Origin of the sequence: Agrobacterium leguminum, from assembly GCF_015704895.1 — a bacterium.
GTDB classification, from domain to species: domain Bacteria; phylum Pseudomonadota; class Alphaproteobacteria; order Rhizobiales; family Rhizobiaceae; genus Agrobacterium; species Agrobacterium leguminum.
This window is the reverse complement of record NZ_JADQWB010000001.1, coordinates 367,374-392,900: the sequence shown is the minus strand read 5'-3', so window position 1 is coordinate 392,900 and position 25,527 is coordinate 367,374. Positions and strand designations below refer to the sequence as shown.

Annotated in this window: 25 protein-coding genes and 1 tRNA gene; 13 read left to right on the top strand and 13 right to left on the bottom strand. The window is 59.2% G+C overall.

Features of this window, described 5'->3' with window-relative positions:
• Positions 1–103: 103 nt before the first annotated feature.
• Positions 104–2,602, bottom strand: coding sequence for a beta-mannosidase (locus tag I3J13_RS01975; protein ID WP_196377847.1), 2,499 nt, complete (start codon positions 2,600–2,602; stop codon positions 104–106).
• 489 nt (positions 2,603–3,091) lie between these two features.
• On the opposite strand from I3J13_RS01975, the gene I3J13_RS01970 reads away from it, so the two are divergent.
• Entirely contained in the window at positions 3,092–4,144 is a 1,053-nt protein-coding gene (locus I3J13_RS01970; RefSeq protein ID WP_196377846.1) for a LacI family transcriptional regulator, read from the top strand.
• A gap of 194 nt (positions 4,145–4,338) precedes the next feature.
• On the opposite strand, the gene znuA is transcribed toward I3J13_RS01970, so the two are convergent.
• Positions 4,339–5,331 (bottom strand): zinc ABC transporter substrate-binding protein ZnuA, encoded by a 993-nt coding sequence (gene znuA / locus I3J13_RS01965; protein WP_196377845.1) that lies wholly within the window; start codon positions 5,329–5,331, stop codon positions 4,339–4,341.
• Between the two features lie 104 nt (positions 5,332–5,435).
• Here znuA and znuC point away from each other — a divergent pair, with 104 nt between their 5' ends.
• From znuC to zur, 3 genes are read left to right on the top strand one after another with little or no spacing between them, the layout of a single operon-like run.
• On the top strand, positions 5,436–6,350 hold the full coding sequence (gene znuC / locus I3J13_RS01960; protein WP_196377844.1) for a zinc ABC transporter ATP-binding protein ZnuC: 915 nt from the start codon (positions 5,436–5,438) through the stop codon (positions 6,348–6,350).
• On the top strand, positions 6,343–7,161 hold the full coding sequence (gene znuB, locus I3J13_RS01955) for a zinc ABC transporter permease subunit ZnuB (protein ID WP_020809931.1): 819 nt from the start codon (positions 6,343–6,345) through the stop codon (positions 7,159–7,161). The genes znuC and znuB overlap by 8 nt, the downstream gene beginning before the upstream one ends.
• A complete protein-coding gene (gene zur / locus I3J13_RS01950) occupies positions 7,158–7,571 on the top strand; it encodes a zinc uptake transcriptional repressor Zur (RefSeq protein WP_020809932.1) in 414 nt (137 codons plus the stop codon). Before znuB ends, zur begins: the two co-directional genes overlap by 4 nt.
• 36 nt (positions 7,572–7,607) lie before the next feature.
• Here the strand turns inward: zur and I3J13_RS01945 are convergent, their stop codons facing one another.
• Positions 7,608–8,141 carry a gamma carbonic anhydrase family protein gene (locus I3J13_RS01945; RefSeq protein WP_003525039.1) on the bottom strand — a complete coding sequence of 178 codons (534 nt, stop codon included), beginning with the start codon at positions 8,139–8,141 and terminating at the stop codon, positions 7,608–7,610.
• A gap of 32 nt (positions 8,142–8,173) precedes the next feature.
• Positions 8,174–8,863: a fumarylacetoacetate hydrolase family protein gene (locus I3J13_RS01940; RefSeq protein ID WP_059753040.1), complete on the bottom strand. Its 690-nt coding sequence runs from the start codon at positions 8,861–8,863 to the stop codon at positions 8,174–8,176.
• Between the two features lie 137 nt (positions 8,864–9,000).
• On the opposite strand from I3J13_RS01940, the gene dusA reads away from it, so the two are divergent.
• Complete coding sequence (gene dusA / locus I3J13_RS01935; protein ID WP_196377843.1) at positions 9,001–10,011, top strand: tRNA dihydrouridine(20/20a) synthase DusA; 1,011 nt, start codon at positions 9,001–9,003, stop codon at positions 10,009–10,011.
• A 6-nt stretch (positions 10,012–10,017) separates the two neighbouring features.
• Here dusA and I3J13_RS01930 read toward each other — a convergent pair whose 3' ends face one another.
• The 3 genes from I3J13_RS01930 to uvrA are packed head-to-tail and all read right to left on the bottom strand — an operon-like array spanning position 10,018 to position 14,383.
• Positions 10,018–10,818, bottom strand: coding sequence for a DUF72 domain-containing protein (locus I3J13_RS01930; protein ID WP_196377842.1), 801 nt, complete (start codon positions 10,816–10,818; stop codon positions 10,018–10,020).
• A gap of 4 nt (positions 10,819–10,822) precedes the next feature.
• Positions 10,823–11,455, bottom strand: coding sequence for a hypothetical protein (locus I3J13_RS01925; protein ID WP_206696063.1), 633 nt, complete (start codon positions 11,453–11,455; stop codon positions 10,823–10,825).
• A gap of 6 nt (positions 11,456–11,461) precedes the next feature.
• Entirely contained in the window at positions 11,462–14,383 is a 2,922-nt protein-coding gene (uvrA, locus tag I3J13_RS01920) for an excinuclease ABC subunit UvrA (RefSeq protein WP_020809937.1), read from the bottom strand.
• 264 nt (positions 14,384–14,647) lie between these two features.
• Here uvrA and I3J13_RS01915 point away from each other — a divergent pair, with 264 nt between their 5' ends.
• The 3 genes from I3J13_RS01915 (at position 14,648) to I3J13_RS01905 (ending at position 15,866) form a co-directional block, all read left to right on the top strand.
• Positions 14,648–15,223, top strand: a complete 576-nt coding sequence (locus I3J13_RS01915; RefSeq protein ID WP_065655441.1) for a single-stranded DNA-binding protein — start codon at positions 14,648–14,650, stop codon at positions 15,221–15,223.
• A gap of 93 nt (positions 15,224–15,316) precedes the next feature.
• Positions 15,317–15,583 carry a type II toxin-antitoxin system ParD family antitoxin gene (locus tag I3J13_RS01910; RefSeq protein ID WP_196377840.1) on the top strand — a complete coding sequence of 89 codons (267 nt, stop codon included), beginning with the start codon at positions 15,317–15,319 and terminating at the stop codon, positions 15,581–15,583.
• Entirely contained in the window at positions 15,576–15,866 is a 291-nt protein-coding gene (locus tag I3J13_RS01905; RefSeq protein ID WP_196377839.1) for a type II toxin-antitoxin system RelE/ParE family toxin, read from the top strand. The genes I3J13_RS01910 and I3J13_RS01905 overlap by 8 nt, the downstream gene beginning before the upstream one ends.
• A 76-nt stretch (positions 15,867–15,942) precedes the next feature.
• Here the strand turns inward: I3J13_RS01905 and I3J13_RS01900 are convergent, their stop codons facing one another.
• Both I3J13_RS01900 and I3J13_RS01895 read right to left on the bottom strand, forming a co-directional pair.
• A complete protein-coding gene (locus I3J13_RS01900; protein ID WP_196377838.1) occupies positions 15,943–17,091 on the bottom strand; it encodes an HPP family protein in 1,149 nt (382 codons plus the stop codon).
• 133 nt (positions 17,092–17,224) lie between these two features.
• Positions 17,225–17,854 (bottom strand): MarC family protein, encoded by a 630-nt coding sequence (locus I3J13_RS01895; protein ID WP_003525062.1) that lies wholly within the window; start codon positions 17,852–17,854, stop codon positions 17,225–17,227.
• Between the two features lie 217 nt (positions 17,855–18,071).
• On the opposite strand from I3J13_RS01895, the gene gyrA reads away from it, so the two are divergent.
• Entirely contained in the window at positions 18,072–20,864 is a 2,793-nt protein-coding gene (gene gyrA / locus I3J13_RS01890; protein ID WP_142779206.1) for a DNA gyrase subunit A, read from the top strand.
• A 96-nt stretch (positions 20,865–20,960) separates the two neighbouring features.
• Here the strand turns inward: gyrA and I3J13_RS01885 are convergent, their stop codons facing one another.
• From I3J13_RS01885 to I3J13_RS01875, 3 genes are all read right to left on the bottom strand, one after another.
• Positions 20,961–21,221 (bottom strand): hypothetical protein, encoded by a 261-nt coding sequence (locus I3J13_RS01885; protein ID WP_003502750.1) that lies wholly within the window; start codon positions 21,219–21,221, stop codon positions 20,961–20,963.
• An 83-nt stretch (positions 21,222–21,304) separates the two neighbouring features.
• On the bottom strand, positions 21,305–22,798 hold the full coding sequence (locus tag I3J13_RS01880) for a D-alanyl-D-alanine carboxypeptidase family protein (protein WP_082710415.1): 1,494 nt from the start codon (positions 22,796–22,798) through the stop codon (positions 21,305–21,307).
• A 138-nt stretch (positions 22,799–22,936) separates the two neighbouring features.
• The gene (locus I3J13_RS01875; RefSeq protein WP_196377837.1) at positions 22,937–23,656 is read right to left on the bottom strand and encodes a hypothetical protein; all 720 of its coding nucleotides are present in this window, start codon (positions 23,654–23,656) and stop codon (positions 22,937–22,939) included.
• Positions 23,657–23,793: 137 nt separating this feature from the next.
• Between I3J13_RS01875 and I3J13_RS01870 the strand changes: the two genes are divergently transcribed.
• The 4 genes from I3J13_RS01870 to I3J13_RS01855 all read left to right on the top strand — a co-directional run bounded on the left by I3J13_RS01870 (position 23,794) and on the right by I3J13_RS01855 (position 24,971).
• Positions 23,794–24,057: a hypothetical protein gene (locus I3J13_RS01870; RefSeq protein ID WP_035261275.1), complete on the top strand. Its 264-nt coding sequence runs from the start codon at positions 23,794–23,796 to the stop codon at positions 24,055–24,057.
• Positions 24,058–24,072: 15 nt separating this feature from the next.
• A complete protein-coding gene (locus tag I3J13_RS01865) occupies positions 24,073–24,300 on the top strand; it encodes a hypothetical protein (RefSeq protein ID WP_035261278.1) in 228 nt (75 codons plus the stop codon).
• A gap of 341 nt (positions 24,301–24,641) precedes the next feature.
• The gene (locus I3J13_RS01860; protein WP_196377836.1) at positions 24,642–24,794 is read left to right on the top strand and encodes a hypothetical protein; all 153 of its coding nucleotides are present in this window, start codon (positions 24,642–24,644) and stop codon (positions 24,792–24,794) included.
• 87 nt (positions 24,795–24,881) lie between these two features.
• A tRNA-Ser gene (locus tag I3J13_RS01855) sits at positions 24,882–24,971 on the top strand.
• 130 nt (positions 24,972–25,101) lie between these two features.
• Here I3J13_RS01855 and I3J13_RS01850 read toward each other — a convergent pair.
• A complete protein-coding gene (locus tag I3J13_RS01850) occupies positions 25,102–25,440 on the bottom strand; it encodes a hypothetical protein (protein WP_196377835.1) in 339 nt (112 codons plus the stop codon).
• Positions 25,441–25,527 lie beyond the last annotated feature (87 nt).

The window sequence follows — 25,527 nt, the reverse complement described above, 5'->3', positions numbered from 1 at the left end:
GGGTCTTCCTCCGCTTGCTGATGACTGGCTGCCGGAGAACCCGGCAACCTTTTGAACCGATGAAGACAGGCGTGGGTTCACCTGTCATTCCCGAGAGGGATGGTTATGCCTTTCTCCGCATGGTTTCAATGCCGGGATTGGGCGAGGATTGGCAGGTATGAAGATCGAAGATGCGGAAATGCGGCTGGGGGCCGTCCGCTTTCGGGGTGAAGATGATACGGCGCGTTTCGCCGGCGGCAAGATCGAAGAGATTGTCGGAATAACGTCCGGGCTGATCTGCCTCCAGCATGACGAAGAGGGCGAGACCCGTGGCGGTGACATCGATTTCGAACTGGCCGTTTTTCAGTGTGTTGGTGGTGAATGTCAGGCCGGCGGGCTGAAGTTCCAGCGCCTTGTAGCTATCGCGCACATGATGGCCTTCGCCGGTCATGCCGTTAGACGCGATGAAGCTCCAGGCAAGTACGGCGCCATCAGGCAGGCTGTCCATGTCGATATCGGTCAGCATGGCGGCCCTGTCGGTCGCGCAGGTGCCATTGGCGGATTTCAGTGGCACGCGGTTGCCGTCCATGGTCAGCGCAACGATGTTCATGTCGATTTCCACATCCTCGGCCGTGTCGTTGACCATGGAGAAGCTCACCCGGCGTCCATCTTCTGAAGGGATGGCCGAGACCGTGACGGGCTGGAAGAAACGACGGGCGGCATAATGCAGCGCTTTCCAGCGGCCGCCATAATCGAGGCTCGACCATGAGGCGACCGGCCAGGTGTCGTTCAGCTGCCAATAAAGCGTGCCCATGCAATGGGGCTTGAGCGAGCGCCAGTAATCGACGGCCGTGCGGATGGCCAGCGCCTGCTGCACCTGACTGAGATAAACGAAATTCTCGAAATCCTTCGGGAAGCGGAAGTAACGGAACATGGTGCCCGCAATCCGCTCATTGCCGCCGACATTCTTCTGGTGCAGCTCGATGACCGGGGAGGCGATGTTCATGTCCCTGTCTTCCGCGTAGGTGCGGATGACGGGTATGGATGTATAGGACTGGAACCCGAATTCGGAGCAGAAGCGCGGTTTCACCGAACGATAATTGTCGAACGACTTGTTCTCGTGCCAGACGGACCAGTAATGCATGTCGCCGGAACCATCCGCGTGCCAGGCATCGCCATAGTCGAGATAACCCGACGCGGGGCTCGATGGCCACCAGTGCGCTTCGGGAGCGGCTTTTTTCAGGGCCCGTTCAATGGTGCGGTTCAGACGGTCATAGGCCACGAGATAACGGTCGCGATTGTTGCGGGATTCATCGAACCAGGTCAGCGCACCCACCAGCTCGTTATCACCGCACCAGAGCGCGATGGAGGGATGGGAGGAGAGGCGTTTAACCTGATAGTCGACCTCGTGTTCGACATTATCGAGGAAGTCCTCGCTGCAGGGGTAAAGGTTGCAGGCGAACATGAAATCCTGCCAGACCAGCAGGCCGAGGCGGTCGCAGAGATCGTAGAACCAGTCTTCCTCATAGAACCCGCCGCCCCAGACGCGGATCATGTTCATATTGGCCTCGACCGCAGAGCAGAGAATGTCTTCGGTCTTTTCCCGGCTGGTCAGCGAATAAAGCGCATCGGCGGGGATCCAGTTGGCGCCGCGGCAGAAGATTTCACGGCCGTTGATGCGGAAGGCAAAGCGGCTGCCGGCCTCGTCCTTGTCCGTCAGAAGCTCGATGGTCCTGAAGCCGATCTGGCGGGTGACTGTCTCATCAGGCAATTCCACCGTCAGCGTGTAGAGCGTCTGTTCACCACTGCCGGCCGGCCACCAGAGCTCCGGATTTTCCACGAAGAAGACGTGGCGCACCACCGTTTCACCGGCGCCGACGCCGCAATCGAGCCTGAGCCTTTCGTCATTCAGCGACAGATAGACCGGCAGGCTCGCCGGGCCTTCGGCAAACAGCGTGACGGCCACATGCAGTTCCACGCCGCCTTCGACATGATGCTGCGAGGTGACGATATGTTCGATGCGGGCTGTATCGAGGCGCTTCAGCAGGATTTTGCCGTAAAGGCCGAGCGGCGCAATCGCGATATTCCAGTCCCAGCCGAAATGGCATTGCGGCTTGCGCAGCATGTTGCCATTGGCAATCGGCGAATTGCCGGGGTGATAGGGAATATAGAAAGGCTGTCGTGCCTGTCGTTCCGCGCCGGCCGCGATGTTGGAATGGAAATGGATGCGGATGGTGTTTTCACCCGGCCGCACAACCCGCGAAACATCCGGGCGGTAACGGCGGAAACAATTGTCGGCGCTCAGCACCGGGATGTCGTTGACGAAGACGATGGCGACGGTGTCGAGGTAGTCGATATCGAGATACCAGCTGGCATCCGCCTCATCGAGAATGAAGGTTCGCTCGAGGATCCAGTCCTGCTGCGCGACCCATTGCACCGCCTTCTCATTGGCGCCGTGATAGGGATCTGGAATGATGCCCGCATTTTTGAGCGCGGTGTGAATATCGCCCGGTACGGAAAGCTGGGTGGCGTGGTCTCCTTCCACCGAGGTCAGGCGCCAGGACCCGGCCAGATCGATGACGGTTTCGGGCGAGGAAGAAGAAATCATAATCGGACCCTGCATAGTATGAATTCGAAGAAGACTGGCCTGCATCATGGCGCAGGCTTGTGTCAGAATCTGGGGGAATGGATGCCCGCAAAGCGGCTGCCTCACATTTATCCGGCTTTGCGATTTCCTCCCTTCGGCAACGTTACCGTAAAACAATCGTTCCGTCATGCCTATGAGTGACAATCGGTAACATGAAAAATGCCGGGGAAGGCTGGGTCTTGATAATGACGTTGCCTCGTCCAAAATTCTTCGATTTTTATTATTTTATATTAGACTGTTAAATAAATTTTTTAATCTATATAATTAGGAAATTTATCCAATGATATCCGGACTTTTGGCCCCGTAAGAAAAGGATCGCGGTCGGGAAATATTTTCCGGACCTATATCGTTTTAGCTGAATTGGCGGATAGCCGGACAAGACCGGCCTTTGACCGCAGACCTTTGCCTTTGCAACGGAGCAAAAGCTATCTATGATTATCGTTCGGTAAAGCGTGGCGAAATGACATGAACGATACTGGTAAATCCGGCAGGGACGACATACCCGCGACCACGGGCGAGCGTCCGACCTTGAAGACAATCGCCTATATGACGGGTCTCGGCATCACCACCGTCTCGCGCGCACTGAAGGATGCGCCCGATATCGGCGCTGAAACCAAGGAGCGCGTGCGGCTGATCGCCCGGCAGATCGGCTACCAGCCAAACCGCGCCGGGGTGCGCCTTCGTACCGGCAAGACCAATGTGATTGCCCTTGTGCTGAGCGTCGATGAAGAACTGATGGGTTTCACCAGCCAGATGGTATTCGGCATCACCGAGGTTCTTTCCACGACACAATATCATCTGGTCGTGACGCCCCACATCCATGCCAAGGATTCGATGGTGCCGATCCGCTATATTCTCGATACCGGTTCGGCGGATGGGGTCATTATTTCGAAGATCGAGCCCAACGATCCGCGTGTTCGTTTCATGACGGAGCGCAACATGCCCTTCGTCACCCATGGGCGGTCCGATATGGGCATCGACCATGCCTTTCATGATTTCGATAACGAAGCCTATGCTTATGAGGCGGTCGAGCGACTGGCGCAATGCGGACGCAAAAGGATCGCCGTCGTTGTGCCGCCATCGCGGTTTTCGTTCCACGATCACGCCCGCAAGGGGTTCTTGAGGGCAATCAGGGATTTCGGCCTTAGCGAATTTCCGCTGGGTGCCATCACCATCGAAACGCCGCTCGAAAAAATCCGCGATTTCGGCCAGCGGCTGATGCAATCGGATGACCGTCCCGACGGCATCGTTTCGATCAGCGGCAGCAGCACCATTGCGCTGGTGGCGGGTTTCGAAGCGGCAGGTGTGAGGATTGGCGAAGATATCGATATCGTCTCGAAACAGTCCGCCGAGTTTCTGAACTGGATCAAACCGCAAATCCACACCGTCAATGAGGATATCAAGCTGGCGGGCAGGGAGCTTGCGAAGGCCCTTCTGGCGCGCATCAACGGCGCGCCGCCGGAAACCTTGCAGAGCATCAGCGGCCCTGTCTGGTCTTCGATGGCGCCGAAGCCGTAACGAGCCGATTTGCGATTGATGGCGCGACGTCTCCACCCAGCGATTGTCGCGCCTCCGTTCCTTATGCGGTACTTTATATTTCAAGTGCAAGTAACTGGTTTGAAATATGTATTCTTCCGATCATTTACGCCTCGGCCGTATTCCGGTTCAAAGCCGGAATGACGGAAGCGGGGCGTTAGGGGCGGCAATGCGCATCAGGACAGGCAATCCTTCAGCGAGCCTGCAATGCCGCGCATCAGCTTGAAATAGAGGTCCGGGCCGGGTTCCAGTGTCGCTGCCTCCGGATCGAGCGTCGCCGATTTCGCGGCGGTGCCTTCGGTAATGACCGAAATCAGCTTCGGCTCGAATTGCGGTTCAGCGAAGACGCAGGTTGCGCCGAGCTGGCGAACCTTTTCCTGCATCTGCTTGACGCGGTCCGCACCCGGCAGGGTTTCGGGGCTGACGGTGATCGACCCCGCCGTCTTCACGCCGTAACGATGCTCGAAATATTGATAGGCATCGTGGAAGACGATGAAGGGCTTGTCCTTCACCGGCTTGACCGTTTCCTTGAGTTCGGCGTCGAGCGCATCGAGGTCGTCGATCAGTTTTTTGGTATTGGCCTGATAGGTCGCGGCATTGCCGGCATCGGCCGCGATCAGCGCGGTTTCTATCGTCTGCGCCATGGCCTTGGCATTGGCGGGATCGAGCCAGAGATGGGTGTCATATGCACCGTGGTCATGGTCCTCGTGACCCTCCGCATGGTCGTGTCCATGATCGTGCGCGCCTTCCTCTTCAGCATGGCCGTCATGCGTCTCGTGGCCTTCATCGCCATGGTCATGTGCTTCAAAGGGGCCGCCTTCGCGGAAGGGCAGCTTTTCCAGACCCTTTGCGTCTTCCAGTTCCACCACGGTTGCCTTGCTGGCAAGCGCTTCGAGCGGCTTTTCCAGGAATGCTTCCAGTCCCGGCCCAACCCAGAAGACCACATCGGCCTTTTCCAGCTTGCGGGCATTGGACGGTCTGAGATTATAGGTATGCGGCGAAGCCGCGCCCTCGACGATGAGCTGTGGTTCGCCGACGCCCCGCATGATGGCGGCGACGAGGGAATGAACGGGCTTGATCGAGACCACGACATCGGGCGCGGCGGTGGCGCCGGAAGCGGCGGCCGCTATTGCCACCGATGCCATGAGCGGGATCAGGAACGATTTCATGAAATGCACTCCACTTGAAGAAGTATAGTTATGTTATTACATTTATTGCGTAACTCTATAACGTATGCAATAGCGGTAAGCAACATCGCCGAACGGACAATCCCATGCTTCATTCCGCCCATCGGGGCAAAGAGATACTGGTTTCCCTTGCCAATGCCGGCGTGCAGCGCAACGGCCGCTGGCTGGTGCGCGGCGTGGAGTTTTCCGTCAGCAAAGGCGAGATCGTCACGCTGATCGGGCCGAACGGTTCCGGCAAATCCACCAGTGCGAAAATGGCGATCGGCGTCGTGAAGCCGACCGAGGGCGAGGTTTCGCGCATTGCCGGTCTGAAGGTCGGTTATGTGCCGCAGAAGCTTTCCGTGGACTGGACCATGCCGCTTTCGGTGCGGCGGCTGATGACGCTGACCGGGCCGCTGCCAGCCCGCGAAATCGATGCGGCGCTGAATGCGACGGGCATTGCGCATCTCGCCAATGCGGAAGTGCAGCACCTTTCCGGCGGCGAGTTCCAGCGCGCGCTTCTGGCCCGCGCCATCGCCCGCAAACCCGATCTGTTGGTTCTTGACGAGCCCGTGCAGGGTGTCGATTTCTCCGGCGAGATCGCGCTCTATGACCTGATAAAAAATATCAGAAATTCAAATAATTGCGGAATTCTGTTAATCTCGCATGACCTGCATGTGGTGATGGCCGAAACAGATACCGTCATATGCCTGAACGGCCATGTCTGCTGCCGGGGCACGCCGCAGGCGGTGAGCCAGAGCCCGGAATATATGCGGCTGTTCGGCGGCGCCGCAGCCAAGGCGCTCGCGGTCTATAGCCACCATCACGATCATACCCATCTGCCCGATGGCCGGGTGCAGCATGCGGATGGTTCGGTGACCGATCATTGCCACCCCGAGGATGGGCACCATCATATGCATGACCACGGCCACCGTCACGACAGCCATGACGAATGCGGCTGCGGCCATGAGCATGAGGGACATACGCCATCCAGGCACGGACAGGGAGAGCGCCATGTTTGACGATTTCTTCGTTCGCGCCATGGTCGCCGGTATTGGCGTTGCGCTCACTGCCGGTCCTCTCGGCTGTTTCGTCGTCTGGCGTCGCATGGCCTATTTCGGCGATACGATGGCCCATTCGGCGCTGCTCGGCGTCGCGCTGTCGCTGCTGTTGCAGCTCAACCTCATCGTCAGCGTCTTTTTGGTGGCGTCGGCCGTGTCGATCCTGTTGCTCTTTTTGCAACGGCGTCAGGCGCTCTCCGCCGATGCGCTGCTTGGCATCTTGTCCCATTCGGCACTGGCGATAGGACTCGTCATCGTCGCTTTCATGAGCTGGGTGCGCATCGATCTCGTCTCGTTCCTGTTCGGCGATATTCTCGCCGTTACCCGCAGCGATATCGCCCTGATCTGGGGCGGCGGGCTGGTGGTCATCGTCTCAATGGTGTTCCTGTGGCGGTCGCTGCTTGCCTCCACCGTCAATACGGAGCTGGCCGAGGCCGAGGGGTTGAACCCGGAGCGCGCAAAGCTGATCTTCACGCTGTTGATGGCGCTGGTGATCGCAATTGCCATGAAGGTGGTCGGCATCATGCTCATCACGTCGTTGCTGATCATACCGGCGGCGACCGCCAGACGCTTTTCCGCGACGCCTGAGGTGATGGCGGTGGTGGCTTCGCTGATCGGCGCGGTCGCCGTTGTCGGCGGCCTGTTCGGCTCGCTCAGTTACGATACGCCGTCCGGCCCATCCATCGTGGTTGCCGCGGTTATCCTCTTCGTTATAAGCCTGTTGCCGGCGCCGGGTTTTTCCCGCGCCGCGGATGAAGGAGGCAAATCATGAATGCGCAGACCCAGCAGAACCTCACCAAGAACCAGTCGCTGGTCATGAATGCCCTCTCAAACGCGCATCAGCCGCTCAGCGCCTATATGATCCTCGACAAGCTACGGGATGAGGGTTTTCGTGCGCCGCTGCAGGTTTACCGGGCGCTGGAAAAGCTGGTTGAGTTTGGTCTCGTGCACCGGCTTGAGAGCCTCAACGCCTTTGTCGCCTGCACCCATACGCAGGCGGAGTGCTGCTCGCACCACCATGGCACGGTGGCTTTCGCCATCTGCGAATCCTGCGGGCAGGTGACGGAATTCCACGATCATGAAATCGACCACCGCCTCGAGCGCTGGGTGAAGGACAGCAAGTTCAAGGCGGAAAAGACCACCATTGAAATTCGCGGCCTCTGCGCCGCCTGCTCGGCTTAGTCTCACGGCAGGGCGGGCGTGGATGCCCGCCGTTTCCTATCCTTCGATGATCGCCAGATCTTTCGAAAAACGCTTCCAGTTTTCGATGTATTTTTCCGCCGAGCGGCGAAGCCCCGCGGCGGCCTCATCATCCAGCGTCCGGATGGCGCGCGCCGGCGAGCCGACAATCAGGGAATTGTCCGGAAATTCCTTGCCCTCCGTCACCAGCGCATTGGCGCCGACGAGGCAGTTGCGGCCGATTTTTGCGCCATTCAGGATCGTCGCGCCCATGCCGATGAGCGAATTGTCGCCAATGGTGCAGCCATGCACGATGGCATGGTGGCCGATGGTGCACATTTCGCCGATGACGGCGGGAAAACCGGGATCGCTATGCACCATCACGCCCTCCTGAATATTGGTGCCGCGCCCGATGCTGATCGGCTCGTTATCGCCGCGCAGCGTTGCGCCGAACCAGATGCCGACATCCTCGCCGAGCGTCACCGAGCCGATGACATTGGCGTCGGGGGCAACCCAATAGCGATCAGGCGCAGGGGTCTGTGGCACCCGGTCGGCGAGGCGGTAAAGCGGCATGGTGGTGTCCTCCCTTTTGTTCTTCGACGGCCTCAGGCAACCGTGACGCCCAGCGTGCCGATACCCTCGACGCCGCATTCGATCCGGTCGCCACGCACGATGGGGCCGACGCCGGCCGGCGTGCCGGTCATGATGACGTCACCGGCGGTAAGCGTGAACAGCTTGGAAAGCTCGGCAATCACTTCCGGCACCTTCCAGATCATCTGGGCAAGATCGCCCGTCTGCTTGCGTTCGCCATTGACGTCGAGCCAGATCGCACCGGTAGCGGGATGGCCGATCCTGTCTGCTGGGACGATGGGGGAGACCGGTGCGGAATATTCGAAGGCCTTCGCGCCTTCCCAGGAGCGGCCCATCTTCTTCAGGCCGTCCTGCAGGTCGCGACGGGTCATGTCTATGCCGACGGCATAACCCCAGACATGGCCCAGCGCCTCGGAGGCCGGGATATCGGCACCGCCGCTTTTCAGAACCACGACACACTCGACTTCGTAGTGCACATTCGATGACAGCGGCGGGTAGGGGAAGTCCTGACCGGCGGGCAGCAGATTGTCCGGGTTTTTCTGGAAATAAAAGGGCGGCTCGCGCGAGGGATCGTGGCCCATCTCAATGGCGTGATCGGCATAATTGCGGCCGACGCAATAGACCCGCCGTACGGGGAACAGATCGCCCGTGCCTTCCACGGGCAGGAGAACGGGTTTCGGAGCGGGGATGACGGTGGCGGCCATGTGGATTTCCTATCGTCTTTTTCGGTGCAATTCTTGTCCCGCGATTCCGGGGCGATTTCCAGTTCAAAATGACCCTGCCTGCAAAACTGGCTTTTTACGGTCCTTTGCTGTAGAAGCCGGCGCAAAGAGGTTAATCCATGTACAGACAAGCGCTTGCAAACGGCGAAAAAATCTTCGCCGTGGCCCCCATGATCGACTGGACCGATACCCGCTGCAGATTTCTGCACCGGCAATTGTCGAAGCGTGCGCTGCTTTATACCGAAATGATCGTCGCCGACGCCATCATCCATGGCCAGCGCGACAGGCTGCTCGGTTATCACCCTGAGGAACATCCCGTCGCGCTGCAGCTTGGCGGATCGGATCCGGCCAAGCTCGCCGAGGCGGTGCGGATCGCCGGCGATTACGGATATGACGAGATCAACCTCAATGTCGGCTGTCCGTCGGATCGGGTGCAATCCGGTACCTTCGGCGCCTGCCTGATGCGTGAACCGGAGGTGGTGGCGCAATGTGTCACCGCGATGAAGGCTGTCGCCCGCGTGCCGGTTGCGGTGAAATGCCGGATCGGAGTGGACGATCAGCAGCCGGAAGCGGTCCTGCCGGATTTTCTGAAGCGGGTTGTTGCGGCGGGCGCGGACGCGGTCTGGGTTCATGCGCGAAAAGCCTGGCTGCAGGGGCTTTCGCCAAAGGAAAACCGCGAAGTGCCGCCGCTCGATTATGATCTCGTCTATCGCATGAAGCGGGAAAACCCCGATGTCTTTATCGGCATCAATGGCGGTATCGCCGATCTCGATCAGGCGAGCGGGCATCTCCAGCATATGGATGGCGTGATGCTCGGCCGTGCCGCTTATCACAACACGTCCATTCTTGCCGATGTCGACCATCGCATCTATGGCGAAGAGGCTCGCCAGCCGGACTGGATAGCGCTGCGTGACGCTATGATGGCCTATGCCGCCGACTATATCGCAGCGGGCGGACGTCTCAACCACGTCACCCGCCACATGGTCGGTCTGTTTCAGGGCATGCCCGGCGCGCGCCGTTTCCGGCAAATCCTCTCCAGCGACGCCACCCGGCCGGGCGCTGGCCCGGAGGTGATCGAGGCCGCTTTCGCGGCCATCGATTTCAGCCCGACGAAAGACATGGCGGGCTGAAAGCGCTCAGACCGCCTTTTGCAGTTCCTGCGCACCAACAGGCGCATTGACCTTGCCGCCGGTGATGAAGAAGGCGAAGACATCGCGCGGTGTCTTTTCGACCTTCCGATCCGGCGCTATCAGCGGCAGATCGCCCGGCACGCCGCCCTTCGCATAGGTCTTTACCCGCTCGGCCCAGTGGTCGATCTCTTTTTTCGGGTAACAGGTCTTGGTATCGTCCTCGCCCTTCTGCAGGCGGCAATAGACGAAATCGGCCGTCACATCCGGCAGCATCGGATAGTCATGATGATCGGCGCAGACGACGGCGACCTTATGCCTGGCGAGAAGATCGATGAATTCCGGAACCTGAAATGTCTCGTTGCGCACTTCGACGACATGGCGAAGACGGATGCCGTCCTGCTTCTCCGGTAACAGGGACAGAAATGCGCCGAAATCCTCCGCGTCGAATTTTTTCGTCGGCGCGAATTGCCAGAGGATCGGGCCGAGGTGGGACCCGAGCTCCGTCAGCCCCTGCGTCAGAAACTTCGTCATCGATTCACCGGCCTCGGCCAGAACCCTGCGGTTGGTGACGAAGCGGCTCGCTTTTAGCGAGAAGATGAAATCCTCGGGCACTTCGGAAGCCCATTTGGCAAAAGTTTCCGGCTTCTGGCTGCTGTAATAGGTTCCGTTCACCTCTATGGCCGTGAGCTGCCGGCTGGCATGCTCCAGCTGGCGCTTCTTCGGCAGTTTTTCAGGGTAAAAAGTGCCTTCCCATGGCTCGAAGGTCCAGCCGCCGATACCGGTGCGGATCGTGCCTGACATATTCATCTCTCTAATCTCCTCCACCGGCCCGATCCACTGATGACAATTCACATGAGTTGCCACGTGTGTTCTCTTGAAATTTCTCAAGTGTAAATCTTGGATATTTTTCTATCCATTCTGTTCTTTGCATTGCCCGCGCGGAAATGTCAGAGATGCAATATATCTTGCTTAGCTCAAACATTATTTCATTCTTCTCGCGTTCCACCTTTATGACAGCACCTAGGGGGTGCTTTTCTAGGTCGGCCGTTCCCATCGCCGTATATCGATGAACAGGCACTGGAGTCAGATTGCACCATCGATCTGACACCAATAAGTGCAGCTCCCAATGGAATTCATCTAGGTGCCACCACAGATTTCTGTATGTTTCAAACTTTCTGTCGTTAATCGGGTTCGCCCGTTCAACTTCAATGCAGATTACCGACATAACGTCTTCATCGATAAACCAAAGATCAGGAATAATTCCTTCTTTCCAAACCTCTCCTCTCTCCAGGAATTCCTTCCAAGAGGTTGATTCTTCGGTGTTAGCCCATCCTTCTTCATTCCATTGAAGCTCTTGGATTGCTTTTCGAAATCCAGAACGTCTGGCTGCCCGATATGACTGCTGAAGCAATGTTATTGCGGTCTCGTGTATCGATCCAACCAATTTGTTCTACTCCGCAGCCTCCCGTTTTCCGGCCGGCCGGCGCTCGAGAAGCTCCTTCAGGAAGTGACCGGTATAGGAACGTTCGACCTTGACGATGTCCTCCGGTGTGCCGGTCGCCACCACCTCGCCGCCGCCCGTGCCGCCTTCGGGTCCGATGTCGATGATCCAGTCAGCCGTCTTGATGACTTCGAGATTATGTTCGATCACCACGACGGAATTGCCCTGTTCGACCAGCGCATGCAGCATTTCCAGGAGCTTGTTGACATCGTGGAAATGCAGGCCGGTCGTCGGCTCGTCGAGAATATAGAGCGTGCGGCCCGTCGAGCGTTTCGACAGTTCCTTGGCGAGCTTGACGCGCTGCGCCTCGCCACCGGAGAGCGTATTCGCCTGCTGGCCGACCTTGATGTAACCGAGGCCGACATCGAAAAGCGATTGCAGCTTGTCGCGCACGGCCGGCACAGCGGCGAAGAACTCCACGCCTTCCTCCACCGTCATATCCAGCACATCGGCGATGGACTTGCCCTTGAAGGTGACATCGAGCGTCTCGCGATTGTAACGCTTGCCGTGACAGACATCGCAGGTGACGTAAACGTCAGGCAGGAAGTGCATCTCGATCTTGATGACGCCATCGCCCTGGCAGGCCTCGCAGCGGCCGCCCTTGACGTTGAAGGAAAAACGGCCCGGCGCATAACCGCGCGCCTTGGCCTCCGGCAGGCCGGCGAACCAGTCGCGGATCGGGGTGAAGGCGCCGGTATAGGTGGCCGGGTTGGAACGCGGCGTGCGGCCAATCGGCGACTGGTCGATATCGATCACCTTGTCGATGAATTCGAAACCGTCGATGCGGTCGTGTTCGGCCGGGATTTCGCGCGCACCCATCACCCGGCGCGCCGCCGACTTGTAGAGCGTCTCGATCAGGAAGGTGGATTTGCCGCCGCCCGATACGCCGGTTACGGCAGTGAAAACACCGAGCGGCACGGCGGCCGTGACATTCTTCAAATTATTGCCGCGTGCGCCAAAAACCTTGATCTCGCGGCCCTTCTTGGGCTTGCGGCGCTCCGCCGGCACCGCGACGCCGAGTTCGCCGGAGAGATATTTGCCGGTCAGCGATTTCGGATTGGCCATCACCTCCTGCGGTGAGCCTTCAGCGATCACCTGACCGCCATGAATGCCGGCGGCGGGGCCGATATCGACCACATAATCCGCCGTCAGAATGGCATCCTCGTCATGTTCGACCACGATGACGGTATTGCCGATATCGCGCAGGTGTTTCAGCGTATCGAGCAGGCGGGCATTGTCACGCTGGTGCAGGCCGATCGACGGTTCGTCGAGAACATAGAGAACGCCGGTGAGGCCTGAACCGATCTGCGAGGCCAGCCGGATGCGCTGGCTTTCACCGCCGGAAAGCGTGCCGGAATTGCGCGACAGGCTGAGATAATCCAGCCCGACATCGTTGAGGAAACGCAGGCGCTCGCGGATTTCCTTAAGAATACGGACTGCGATCTCGTTCTGCTTGGCGTTGAGGCTTTCCGGCAGCACCTCGAACCAGTCGCGCGCGGTGCGGATCGACATTTCGGTGACTTCGCCGATATGCAGCCTGTTGATCTTGACGGCGAGCGCTTCCGGCTTCAGGCGGTAACCGGCGCAGGCCGGGCAGGGGGCCGCCGACATGTAGCGTTCGATTTCCTCACGCGCCCAGGCGCTGTCGGTCTCTTTCCAGCGACGCTCCAGATTGGGCACGATGCCTTCGAAATTCTTCACCGTCTTGTAGGAGCGGGCGCCGTCCTGATAGTTGAATTCGATCTTGTCATCGGTGCCCTGCAGGATGGCATGCTGAGCCTCTTTCGAAAGATCCGACCACTTGCTCGACAGCTTGAAACCGAAAGCCTTGCCGAGCGCTTCCAGCGTCTGATTGTAATAGGGAGAGGAGGATTTCGCCCAGGGAGCGATGGCGCCGTCGCGCAGGGTACGGGCGGGCTCCGGCACGATCAGGTTTTCATCCACCTTCTGCTGCGAGCCGAGGCCATCGCAGCTCGGGCAGGCGCCGAAGGGATTGTTGAAGGAGAACAGCCGCGGCTCGATTTCCGGAATGGTGAAGCCGGAAACGGGGCAGGCGAATTTTTCCGAAAACAGCACACGTTCATGGGTTTCGTTGAGCGACTTGTTGGCGGAGCCGCCGGCGGCGGTTTCTTCCGGCGGCAGGGGCTTGTCGGCGAATTCCGCGACCGCCAACCCGTCGGCGAGCTTGAGGCAGGTTTCGAGACTGTCGGCAAGGCGCGCGGCCATATCCGGGCGCACCACCGCACGGTCAACCACCACGTCGATATCGTGCTTGTATTTCTTGTCGAGGGCGGGCACGTCGGCGATTTCGTAGAACTGGCCATCCACCTTGACGCGCTGGAAGCCCTTCTTCATGAGATCGGCGAGTTCCTTTTTATATTCGCCTTTGCGGCCGCGCACCATCGGCGCGAGAATATAAAGACGTGTGCCTTCCTCGAAAGCGAGGATGCGGTCGACCATCTGGCTGACCGTCTGGCTTTCGATCGGCAGGCCCGTGGCCGGCGAATAGGGGACGCCGACACGCGCGAACAGCAGGCGCATATAGTCGTAGATTTCGGTGACCGTGCCGACCGTGGAACGCGGATTGCGCGATGTGGTCTTCTGCTCGATGGAGATTGCCGGTGACAGGCCGTCGATCTGGTCGACATCCGGCTTCTGCATCATTTCCAGGAACTGGCGCGCATAGGCCGAAAGGCTTTCGACATAACGGCGCTGGCCCTCGGCATAGATCGTATCGAAGGCAAGCGAGGACTTGCCCGAACCGGAAAGGCCGGTCATGACGATCAGCTTGTTGCGCGGCAGGTCCAGATCGATGCCCTTGAGGTTGTGCTCGCGGGCGCCACGGATGGAAATCGTCTTCAGTTCACTCATGACAAGGCTCGGACAAAAATAACAGGCTTGATGGCAGCGCGTCCTTATGTAGTGACGCAGCCGGATGTGTCGAGGTCTATTCCCAATCGGTCGCAGCTTTTCGGAATGCTTGACTCGAAATCTGCGATTTAATAGAACAAAAAAGGAACGAATTGCAAGCGCGAATGTCTGCTACCGCAGCTTAAGATTATTCTTTGTGGATAGTTCCATGCTTGCGGTGCCCTTTGCGGGCGGCGGCAGCTATTGTGTGGCGAATTTTTTGAAATGCAATTGCCGGTCATGATGGCCGGCGGACAGGATGACGAGATGGCTGGTAGCGTAAACAAGGTAATTCTGATCGGGAACGTGGGCGCCGATCCCGAAATCCGCCGGACGCAGGATGGCCGTCCCATCGCCAATCTGCGTATTGCCACTTCGGAGACCTGGCGGGACCGCAACAGCGGCGAGCGCCGCGAAAAGACCGAATGGCACACTGTCGTCGTCTTCAACGAAGGCCTGTGCAAGGTCGTCGAGCAATATGTCAAGAAGGGCGCCAAGCTCTATATTGAAGGCCAGCTGCAGACGCGCAAATGGCAGGACCAGACCGGTAACGACCGTTATTCCACTGAAATCGTGCTGCAGGGCTTCAATTCCACGCTGACGATGCTCGATGGTCGCGGTGAGGGCGGTGGCCGTAGCGGCGGCGATTTCGGCGGCGGCAACGATTATGGCAGCGGCGGCGGCTCCAGCTATGGTGGCGGTTACGACCAGCAGTCCTCGTCGCGCGGCGGCTCTTCCCGTGGCGGCGGCCAGCCTTCCGGCGGCTTCTCCAACGATATGGATGACGATATTCCGTTCTGACGCTGATATCGAAGAAACTATCACAAGTCAGAATTTTTGTGATTTTTTCCTATTCTCTGGTATTTTGGGAGGACTGACGGGAGATTTAAACACATGGCGACCATGACCGTTTCCTTGCCAGATCCCATGAAAGAATGGATCGAGACCCAGGTCCTGACAGGCGAATATGCCAGCGTCAGCGACTATGTGCGGGATTTGGTGCGTCGTGACCGGGCGCGACGGGGGCAGGAGTTCAGCGTTGATGAGCTTCGCCAGATCGTCGCGGATTCCCGCGTGAGCGGCATCGGTTCCCGCAGCATGGATGATCTGTTTACGGAAGCCGAACGGATAGCGGCCGCACGTGGAGTTGTGCGTGAATAGCTATCGGCTGACTAAACAGGCCGAAAGCGAAATTCTCGATATCTTTATCTATGGCGTTGAACAGTTCGGATTGAGACAGGCACATTTTTACAAGAATGAAATGGAAAGCTGTTTCCAGTTGCTTGGCGATAATCCGCGCATAGGACGTCTTGCCCCGACGATTGGGGAAGGTGTGCGCCGACATGAGCATGGAAGCCATATCATCCTCTATGAAATTGACGGTTCAGGCGTCCTCATTCTCACGGTGGTGCATGGTAGAAGCATCCGCCGCCTAAAGCTTTGACGCTTTCGGGTAGCGGTTGACGTCCTTGAATTTTTCAGCGTGTGTTCTTCCCGTTCATTGGCTTGAGTGCTGCCGCTTATGCCGCGACCTTGTCCGCCAGCATCGCGACCATGACATCGGATTGCGACACGATGCCCACCATCTTGCCTCTGGCGTCGATGACCGGCAGGTAATGCAGTCCTTCTTCGGCAAAGCGGATGATGGCCTCTTCGATTGCCGTTTCCGGCCGGACGGTTCTGACCGGCGACGTCATGATGTCTTTGACGGTATCGTTGGGGGCGCTTGCGCCGGAGAGGATGAGGCGCAGCCGCTGCAGGAAACCGATGGAGGGGCGGCCGTTTCTCCAGCTTGCCTTTTCCAGAAAATCCGTCTGGGTGACGATGCCGACGATCTCCGCTTTATCGTTGGTGACCGGCAATGCCTTGAAATGGTGGCTGTGCATCAGCGCGTGGGCATGGCGCAGACTGTCATCAGGCGCAACACCGACGACATCGCGCGACATGACGCTGGCGCAATCGAGATGCAGCGCACGGCGACGCCAGGAGCGCAATTCGGTCTTGCGTAAAATGGTTTCGAGCTCGTCCCGGTCGATATCCAGGACCTGGTCATATTCCTTCAGCACCTCGTCGAGGTCGTTGGAGGAAAATCCGATTTTCTGGATGGGGGTCGGATCGGTAGTGCCATGGGCGGCCTTGCCAAGCTTCAGGCCGTGAGGATAGGCGCGGCCGGTGGCATTGTTATAGGCGAGGGCCAAGGCAAGAAGGATCAGCGAATTTCCGGCGACCGGCCATAGCAGGAAGCCATAACCGAGGCTGTGTATGGCAGGGCCGCCGAGAACGGCGGTCAGCGCCACGGCACCGCTTGGCGGGTGCAGGCAGCGCAAAACCATCATCGCGGCAATGGCGAGGCTGATGGCGAGCGCGCTGGCAAGAAATAGATCCGGAACCAGCAGTGCGACTGTTACGCCCACGAAGGCCGAAACGAGGTTGCCGCAGAGGATCGACCAGGGCTGCGCCAGCGGGCTTGAGGGCACGGCGAACAGAAGCACGGCCGAAGCGCCCATCGGGGCGATCATGGCGGGCAGGGTGGGATCGAAACTGAGAGCGAGACTTCCCATAAGGCCGGTCAGCAGAATGCCGACAAAGGCGCCGGTTGCGGAGCGCAGCCTTTCCCTGTTGCTGACGGGTGCGGCATCCGGGATGAGGCGACGCAGCGTGGAACGCATGGAGATAACTTTCGAATCCGAAAAAAACATGCGTCTTTTAGCCGAAGCGGCGGTCGGATTTAAAGGGAGGATTTTCCGGCGTTTTAGCGGTTGGCGGGAATTTATTGCGCAGGCACCGCCAAGGGGCGGCTTTTCAAAAAGCGAAGGCCGATTTTATCCCGTCGACCACGAATTGCACGGAAAGGGCGGCAAGCAGCACGCCGAGCAGACGGGTCAGGATCGCGCGACCGGTATTGCCGAGAAAACGGTCCATCCGCTCCGAGACTATCAGGGCCGCATAAACGAGAGCCATGGCGAAGGCGAGGATTAGGATGAGCACCAGCATCTCGACGGTGGTTTTCATCGAGCCGGCAAGTAGCACGGTCGCGGAAATGGCGCCCGGCCCGGCGATCAGGGGCAGCGCCAGCGGAAAGACCGCCAGATTGTGAAGGTGGTCCTTGGTGATGGCGATCTCGGAGGTCTTTTCCTTGCGCTCCTGGCGTTTTTCGAAAATCATCTCGAAGGAAATCCAGAACAGCAACAGGCCGCCGGCGATGCGGAAAGCGCCGAGCGAGATGCCGAGAAGATTGAGGATGGCAAGGCCGAAGAGCGCGAAGACGGCGAGAATGCCGAAGGCGATGATGGAGCCGCGCAGCGCCACCTGGCTGCGCTGGTCGCGCGTCATGCCGGCGGTCAGCGCCAGAAAGACGGGGGCGAGGCCCGGCGGATCGAGCGTGACCAGAAGTGTGGTAAGCGCGTTGATGAGCGTTTCGCTGCTGGCCATTCTTTCCCCGTCTCATCTGTTTTTAGGGCGGAGCCTACGCAAGTCGCCGGCACTTTGAAAGGGAGCGGCGGCGCTTTTGCCGGGCTAAATCGTGAAATGCGGCGTTCGTCTTGCAAATGACGCAAAAGCCTGTTCAAAACTCGCCGGGAAATTGGCTTAACGTGGCTGTTTCCGCTATAAAAATCCATCCGATTCTTAACAGAGAATGTGATCCGTTTTGACTGACCAGAGCCCCCCCGGCGGCGGAAAACTTCCGCCAGGCATTGAACCGATTTCCATCATGGAGGAAATGCAGCGGTCGTATCTCGATTACGCCATGAGCGTCATCGTGTCCCGCGCGCTTCCCGATGTGCGAGACGGCCTGAAGCCGGTTCATCGCCGTATTCTTTACGGCATGTCCGAACTCGGCATCGACTGGAACAAGAAATACGTCAAATGTGCCCGCGTTACCGGGGACGTGATGGGTAAATTCCATCCGCACGGCAATGCGGCGATCTATGACGCTTTGGCGCGTATGGCGCAGGACTGGTCGCTCCGCCTGCCGCTGATCGACGGGCAGGGCAATTTCGGCTCCATCGACGGCGATCCGCCGGCGGCGGAACGTTACACCGAATGCCGTCTGGAAAAGGCCGCCCATTCGCTGCTCGACGATCTCGACAAGGAAACGGTCGATTTCCGCGACAACTATGACGGCACCTTGCAGGAACCGGTCGTCATTCCGGCGAAGTTCCCGAACCTTCTGGTCAACGGGGCAGGCGGCATTGCGGTCGGCATGGCCACCAATATTCCGCCGCACAATCTCTCGGAAGTCATCGACGGCTGTATCGCCATGATCGACAATCCGGCGATCGAGCTGCCGGAGCTGATGCAGATCATTCCCGGCCCGGATTTCCCGACAGGCGCGCTGATCATGGGCCGTTCCGGCATCCGTTCGGCCTATGAGACCGGCCGCGGCTCGGTCATCATGCGCGGCCGCGCTACCATCGAGCCGATGCGCGGCGACCGCGAGCAGATCATCATCACCGAAGTTCCCTATCAGGTGAACAAGGCGAACATGATCGAAAAAATGGCCGAACTGGTCAAGGAAAAGCGCATCGAGGGCATTTCCGACCTGCGCGACGAATCCGACCGTCAGGGCTATCGCGTCGTCATCGAATTGAAGCGCGACGCCAATGCCGAAGTCATCCTGAACCAGCTTTACCGCTACACGCCGTTGCAGACCTCCTTCGGCTGCAACATGGTGGCGCTGAACGGCGGCAAGCCGGAGCAGATGACGCTCATCGACATGCTGCGCGCTTTCGTGGCCTTCCGCGAGGATGTGGTCAGCCGTCGTACGAAATATCTGCTGCGCAAGGCGCGCGAGCGTGCGCATGTGTTGGTTGGCCTGGCGATTGCGGTTGCCAATATCGACGAGGTCATCCGGGTTATCCGTCATGCGCCCGATCCCGCTTCGGCCCGCGAAGAGCTGATGACGCGGCGCTGGCCGGCGCAGGATGTGGAAAGCCTGATCCGTCTGATCGACGATCCGCGCCACCGCATCAATGAAGACGGCACCTATAATCTCTCGGAAGAGCAGGCTCGCGCCATTCTCGAACTGCGCCTTGCCCGCCTCACCGCGCTCGGCCGCGATGAAATCGGCGACGAGCTGAACAAGATCGGTGCTGAAATTTCCGAGTACCTCGAAATCCTGTCGTCGCGCCTGCGCATCCAGCAGATCGTCAAGGACGAGCTTGTCGCCATCCGTGACGAGTTCGGCACGCCGCGCCGTTCCGAGATCGTCGAGGGCGGTCCCGATATGGACGATGAAGACCTCATCGCCCGCGAGGACATGGTCGTCACCGTTTCGCATCTCGGCTATATCAAGCGCGTGCCGCTGACCACTTACCGGGCGCAGCGTCGCGGCGGCAAGGGCCGTTCCGGCATGGCGACGCGCGACGAGGATTTCGTCAACCGTCTCTTCGTTGCCAATACCCATACACCGGTGCTGTTCTTCTCCTCGCGTGGCATCGTCTACAAGGAAAAGGTCTGGCGTCTGCCGATCGGGACGCCGCAGTCCAAGGGCAAGGCCCTCATCAACATGCTGCCGCTGGAGCCCGGCGAGCGCATAACCACCATCATGCCGTTGCCCGAGGACGAAACGACCTGGGAAACGCTGGACGTGATGTTCTCGACGACGCGCGGCACGGTTCGCCGCAACAAGCTCGGCGATTTCGTGCAGGTCAACCGCAATGGCAAGATCGCCATGAAGCTGGACGAGGAGGGCGATGAAATCCTCTCCGTCGAAACCTGTACGGACCGCGACGACGTGCTGCTGACGACCGCGCTCGGCCAGTGCATCCGCTTCCCCGTGGACGATGTGCGCGTCTTTGCAGGCCGCAACTCCGTCGGTGTGCGCGGCATCAACATGGCCGAGGGCGACCGCATCATCTCCATGACCATTGTGGGCCATGTGGAAGCTGAACCGTGGGAGCGTGCGGCCTATCTGAAGCGCTCGGCTACCGAGCGGCGTGCCGCAGGCGTCGATGAGGATGATATCGCGCTCGTCGGCGAGGAAGTGACGGAGGAGGGTGAACTCAGCGAAGAGCGCTATCAGGAACTGAAGGCACGCGAAGAATTCGTGCTGACGGTTTCCGTGAAGGGCTTCGGCAAGCGTTCCTCTTCTTACGACTTCCGCACCTCGGGTCGCGGCGGCAAGGGCATCCGCGCCACCGATACCTCCAAGACCAACGAGATCGGCGAACTCGTCGCAGCCTTCCCCGTGGAAGAAGGCGACCAGATCATGCTGGTTTCCGATGGCGGTCAGCTCATCCGCGTGCCGGTCAACGGCATTCGCATCGCCAGCCGCGCCACCAAGGGTGTGACGATCTTCTCGACCGCCAAGGATGAGAAGGTGGTTTCCGTGGAGCGCATCAACGAGCCGGAAGGCGACGACGAAGCAGAGAACGGCAATGGCGAAGATGCCGCCGACGATCTGCCGGATACGCCGGAGGCACCGGATAACGAGGCGTAAGCCGCCTCGTTATCTTCGGTTACCAATCAACAAAAACCCCGCGGCGCTCAGGCTCCGCGGGGTTTTTGTTTGTATCTTATCGACTGTGTTTGATCTTCAGCGAATGCGAATATGGACCGGAGCGCGACCCGAGCGGCTTGCGACATGAAGGTGGATGTTCGCTTCCGGCTGATTGGAGCGCCAGGCGCGGGCGCCATGCGACAGAAGCAGCGCCACGAGATCGCGTGTCTTCGCCTTGGAACGATTAAGACCGAGATCGGCGATACGCATCGCCGCTTCGTGAATGGGATGCAGAACCGACAGGCTGCCATGCCCGTTGCCAGACGCAATGTCCGAATAATTCTCGTTGACTGCCATCTTGGAAAGCCTCGCTACACATTACAAACTTCGAGGAGACAGGCGATGTTTCGACCATGAACCACCGCCTGTGGAAACGTCTGTTACTGGAGTGACGCCCAGCAGCTGACGCCTTTCTTTTTCAATGCATTGCATGCATTCACCGCGGCGTTCTGGCCATCGAAGCCGCCGAAACGGGCGCGGTAGATCTGGGAGCCGTCCTTACTGAAGGCGACCGTGAAGGGTTTTGCGGAGCGCAGTGCGGCGCCGCCCTTTTCCTGCGCGTTCTGCAACAGGCCGCGTGCGGAGTTTTCATCGGGAGATGCACCGATCTGGATGACCCAGCCGCCCTGCGGAGCCTCGGACCTGGCCGAAACCGAAGGGGCGGAGAGGACAGGCGCCGTGGTGGAAGCGGTGACGATATTGTCCACCTTGGTCGAATTGGTGATCAACTTGCGGTCCGGTGCAGCGGGCGCCTGATTGATTGGATCCTTGCCCTTCTGCCAGGTGGCGGCTTCCATGGCCTTGACGGCTGCATTGGAAGAGGAGCCTGCGAAGGCGGTAACCGGGGCTTCTTCGTAACGGGTCTGCGGCACCGGACCGGAATTGGGCAGGCCGGCTGCGGTTGCTGCAACTGCCACGGAAGGAACAGCAGCGGCCACGGCGACGGGCTCTTCGACCGGCGCTGAGCGGGTCTGCGCGATCAGGTTGCTGTTGCCGCCACGCGATGCCTGCGGCAGGTAGGTTGCAACAAGCTTGCGCATGGTGGCGTCACGGGCAGCGCTCGAGCGGCCGCCGAGAACGACGGCGACGATGGAGCGACCGTCGAGCTGAGCCGATGTGGCAAGGTTGCTGCCGGCTGCACGGGTATAACCGGTCTTGATGCCATCCACACCCTTCACGGTTCCGACGAGGCGGTTATGGTTGCCGATAACCTGCTTGCCGAAGTTGAAGGTGCGGGTGGAGAAATAGCCGTAATATTGCGGGAAATGCTGGCGAAGCGCGACGCCGAGACGGGCCTGGTCGCGCGCCGTTGTCATCTGCGCCGTGTTGGGCAGGCCGTTGGCGTTGCGATAGGTCGTGCGGGTCATGCCGAGTGCACGGGCCTTGGCGGTCATCATTCTGGCGAAACGGTCTTCCGAGCCGCCGAGATATTCGCCGAGCGCGGTTGCCATGTCATTTGCGGACCGGGTGACGAGTGCAAGGATAGCCTGTTCCACGGTAATGCTGCCGCCGGCGCGCACGCCGAGCTTGGATGGCGGCTCCTTGGCGGCGTTGGCTGACACCGGCACCTTGGAATCGAGCGAGATACGTCCGGTATTGAGCGCCTCGAATGTCAGATAAAGCGTCATCATCTTCGTCAGCGAAGCCGGATAACGCAGCCCGTCCGGATCCTCGCCATAGAGGACCTTGCCGGTCTTGGCATCGATGACGATGCCCGCATATTTCGGATCGGCCTTTGCGGTTTGAACGGATGTTGCGGTTATGAACGCCGCAGCAAGGGTTAACGCAATAAACCTTACGAAAGACGTCGCACCCGCTTTGCGCGAATGTGCCCCAGATAGACTTTTCAACACTGCTGAACTCTTCAATCGCATATTTCTGTTCCGCTCGGACACGCCCCGCCCGATGCTCCGGGAAGAAACTTTATCGGGATGGCGTTACCAAGTGGTTTATGAAAGGTATCTGCCTTCCATAAAATGCGACTTTTCGCACGCAATCTGTGCCGTGCTGTTTCACCGATTTCCGTCTTTTACGAGGCGGCGCTCGATATAGTTTTTCACATCCGCGTCCAGCTTTTGCCATTGCGGCAGCAGGGCGGAGGAGAAACGGTAAAACAGACTGAGGTCCTGTCCGGCGTGAATATCCCTCTGGCAATCGCTGCCGGTGGCCGCCTGCGGCGTTTGCGGCAGCAGGCAGCGCACCACATAGGCGCTTTTGCCCTCGCGCTCGCCGGTCAATATGACTTCCTTGCCGTAACCGGAATCAGCCCGCAGGCGGTGCAGCAGCAGGCCGTGCTGCAGCGGCACGGGCTCTCCTTCCGTCAGCCGCGAATAGATCGGCCCGAAACGACCGGACATGTCCTCGGACATGGTGCTTTGCGAAAGCTGGATGAAGATCAGCCCTGCCGCCTGCGCCGGATCGTCGAAGACGGCGCGATTCGCTTCCTCGTAACCCTTGAGGTCGGGCCAGCTCAGATAAAGGTCGACGCGCTCGCGTTCTCCGCCGAGGCGCTCGGAAGGCGCCCGCAGGGTGTTTTTGGCAAGCTTCAGCCGGTCGTTGCCGATGACGATCTCCACCTCCTCGGTGGCCGTCGTATGGCCCGCCTGGAGAATCCGCTCGCCATACCATTTAATGCCGACATTGAGGACGCCGAGAAAGACGAGAAGAATTCCGGCGATGAGAGCGGCCCGGAGCATGAGTGACGATGAAAGCAGGGGTTTCTGGTCGTTCATGGGCTTCCATATTCGTTCCGGCCGCCGGATAAATTTCAGGCCGGGAAATAGCCGTGCAAAGCTTTAACCCGAGGCGATCGGCATTGAAATGATGTTTTGCCGCTGCTACCTGATAACGACCAAGCAAAGGACGGCATATGGCAGCGCGCGACAGATATTCCCGGAAGCTCGAATGTTCCAGATGTGGTCATCAGGGTTTTGCCGAAGCGTCGGAATCGGATGACAAGAGCCGTCGGGACGTCGATTTTCGCATCGATGAAATGCCGCGTGGATTTCGCGCGGAGCGCGCCTCGGGCGATCCGACGGATTTCATGATCCGCTGCGCCCAGTGCGGCAATATATTCCGTTTCCTGCAGAAAACCGCCTATGCGCCCGGAGGCGAGCCGCGCGTGAAGGCCTGAAGGGAAGGTACCGGCATGACTTTACCGCAACAACCGAACGGAGCGCCGCAAAGGCGCAAGCCGATCTGGCCGTGGATCGTGCTGCTGGTGCTGACGCTTTCAGCCATTTATTCCTATAATCGCGCCAACGAAATCATCGCGGAATTGTCCGATACCTTGCCGCCGGCGCTGCTGAACCTGTTCGAAGATATTCTCCGGGGTGACGGCCGGCATGGCAATGGCGGGCCGAGCATCGGCGTCTGAGGCGAGGGCGGTATAGAGAGCCGCTGGCCTTTTGGGCCGCGCTTCGTCTTCTGGGCCATAAAAGAAAAAAGCCCCGCAAAGAGGCGGGGCAGGTTGATCGCTCGGGGAAAGTTGGGCAATGCCCGGGAGCGATGGGTTGATATAAGTGACAATAGTGCTGACGCGATAGGCCATTTCCGTCCCAAACAGTACGCCTATGCATAAATTTCGCTCAATCAGCAGATTTTTGAACGATGAGTTCGGAAAATCTGTAAGACAACTTGACAGACTTTCGCTTTATTCTTCGCATTGCCTCGAATTGCACATATTCGCCTTTAACATAACGTGACATGAGCAGACGCATGGATAAATCGGGAATCCTCTTCGTGGCGCTTTTGCTGGTGCTTGTCGCAATCGTTTTAAGCCTGACGCTATTCGAGACGGCTCAGCAGGTGCCCTCGATACCTTCAGGCGACGGATCCCTGCTGCCGCCGGCAACGCCCCCGGGGCAATGATCTGCCAACCGTAAGAGAACGGCGATGCAGCTCGCCCGGGCGGGATTGACGGCCTTTTTCAAACCGCTATAAAGCCTCACCACCGATGGATGGGTGTCCGAGTGGTTTAAGGAACCGGTCTTGAAAACCGGCGTGCGTGAGAGCGTACCGTGGGTTCGAATCCCACCCCATCTGCCATCAAGCGCAAAGATCATTCGAACAACGCTGCGACGAGGGATGCCTCGATCGCTTTGCTCAGCTTTGGAATGGCTCGAATTTAGCGCGAATGAGAAACCCGCCTTGCGGCGGGTTCCATGTGTTCATCCAATCAGATTTCCGGGCAGCCCCGTTCATTGGCGAAGGTGATGCGATCCGGTCCCCGGCGCGTGAAGCCTTCGACGACGACACGACCAGGGGTGACGCGCACGACCTCTGGATCGCGCAGGCCTGCCTCACGGGCGGCGGCGCGGGCTTCGCGTTCGCTGCAGCCACGCATGCGGGGCGGGCCGCGGCGGTCTAGGTCCCGGTCACGATCGCGGATGACGGGGCGAACGCCATCGGGGCCGATTCTGAGTTCCATATCCTGCGCACCTGCGGGGATCGGCGCGGCGAAGGATACCAGGGCGATGCCCATCGCAAGAGCTGTGGTTTTCATAAGCTTGATCATGTTTCCTCCCTCAGCCGAAACCGGCGGAAAGCTCGTTTGTTTGCGGGGAGAGAACGCGGTTGCCGTCCGTTTGTTCCTTGCGGATGC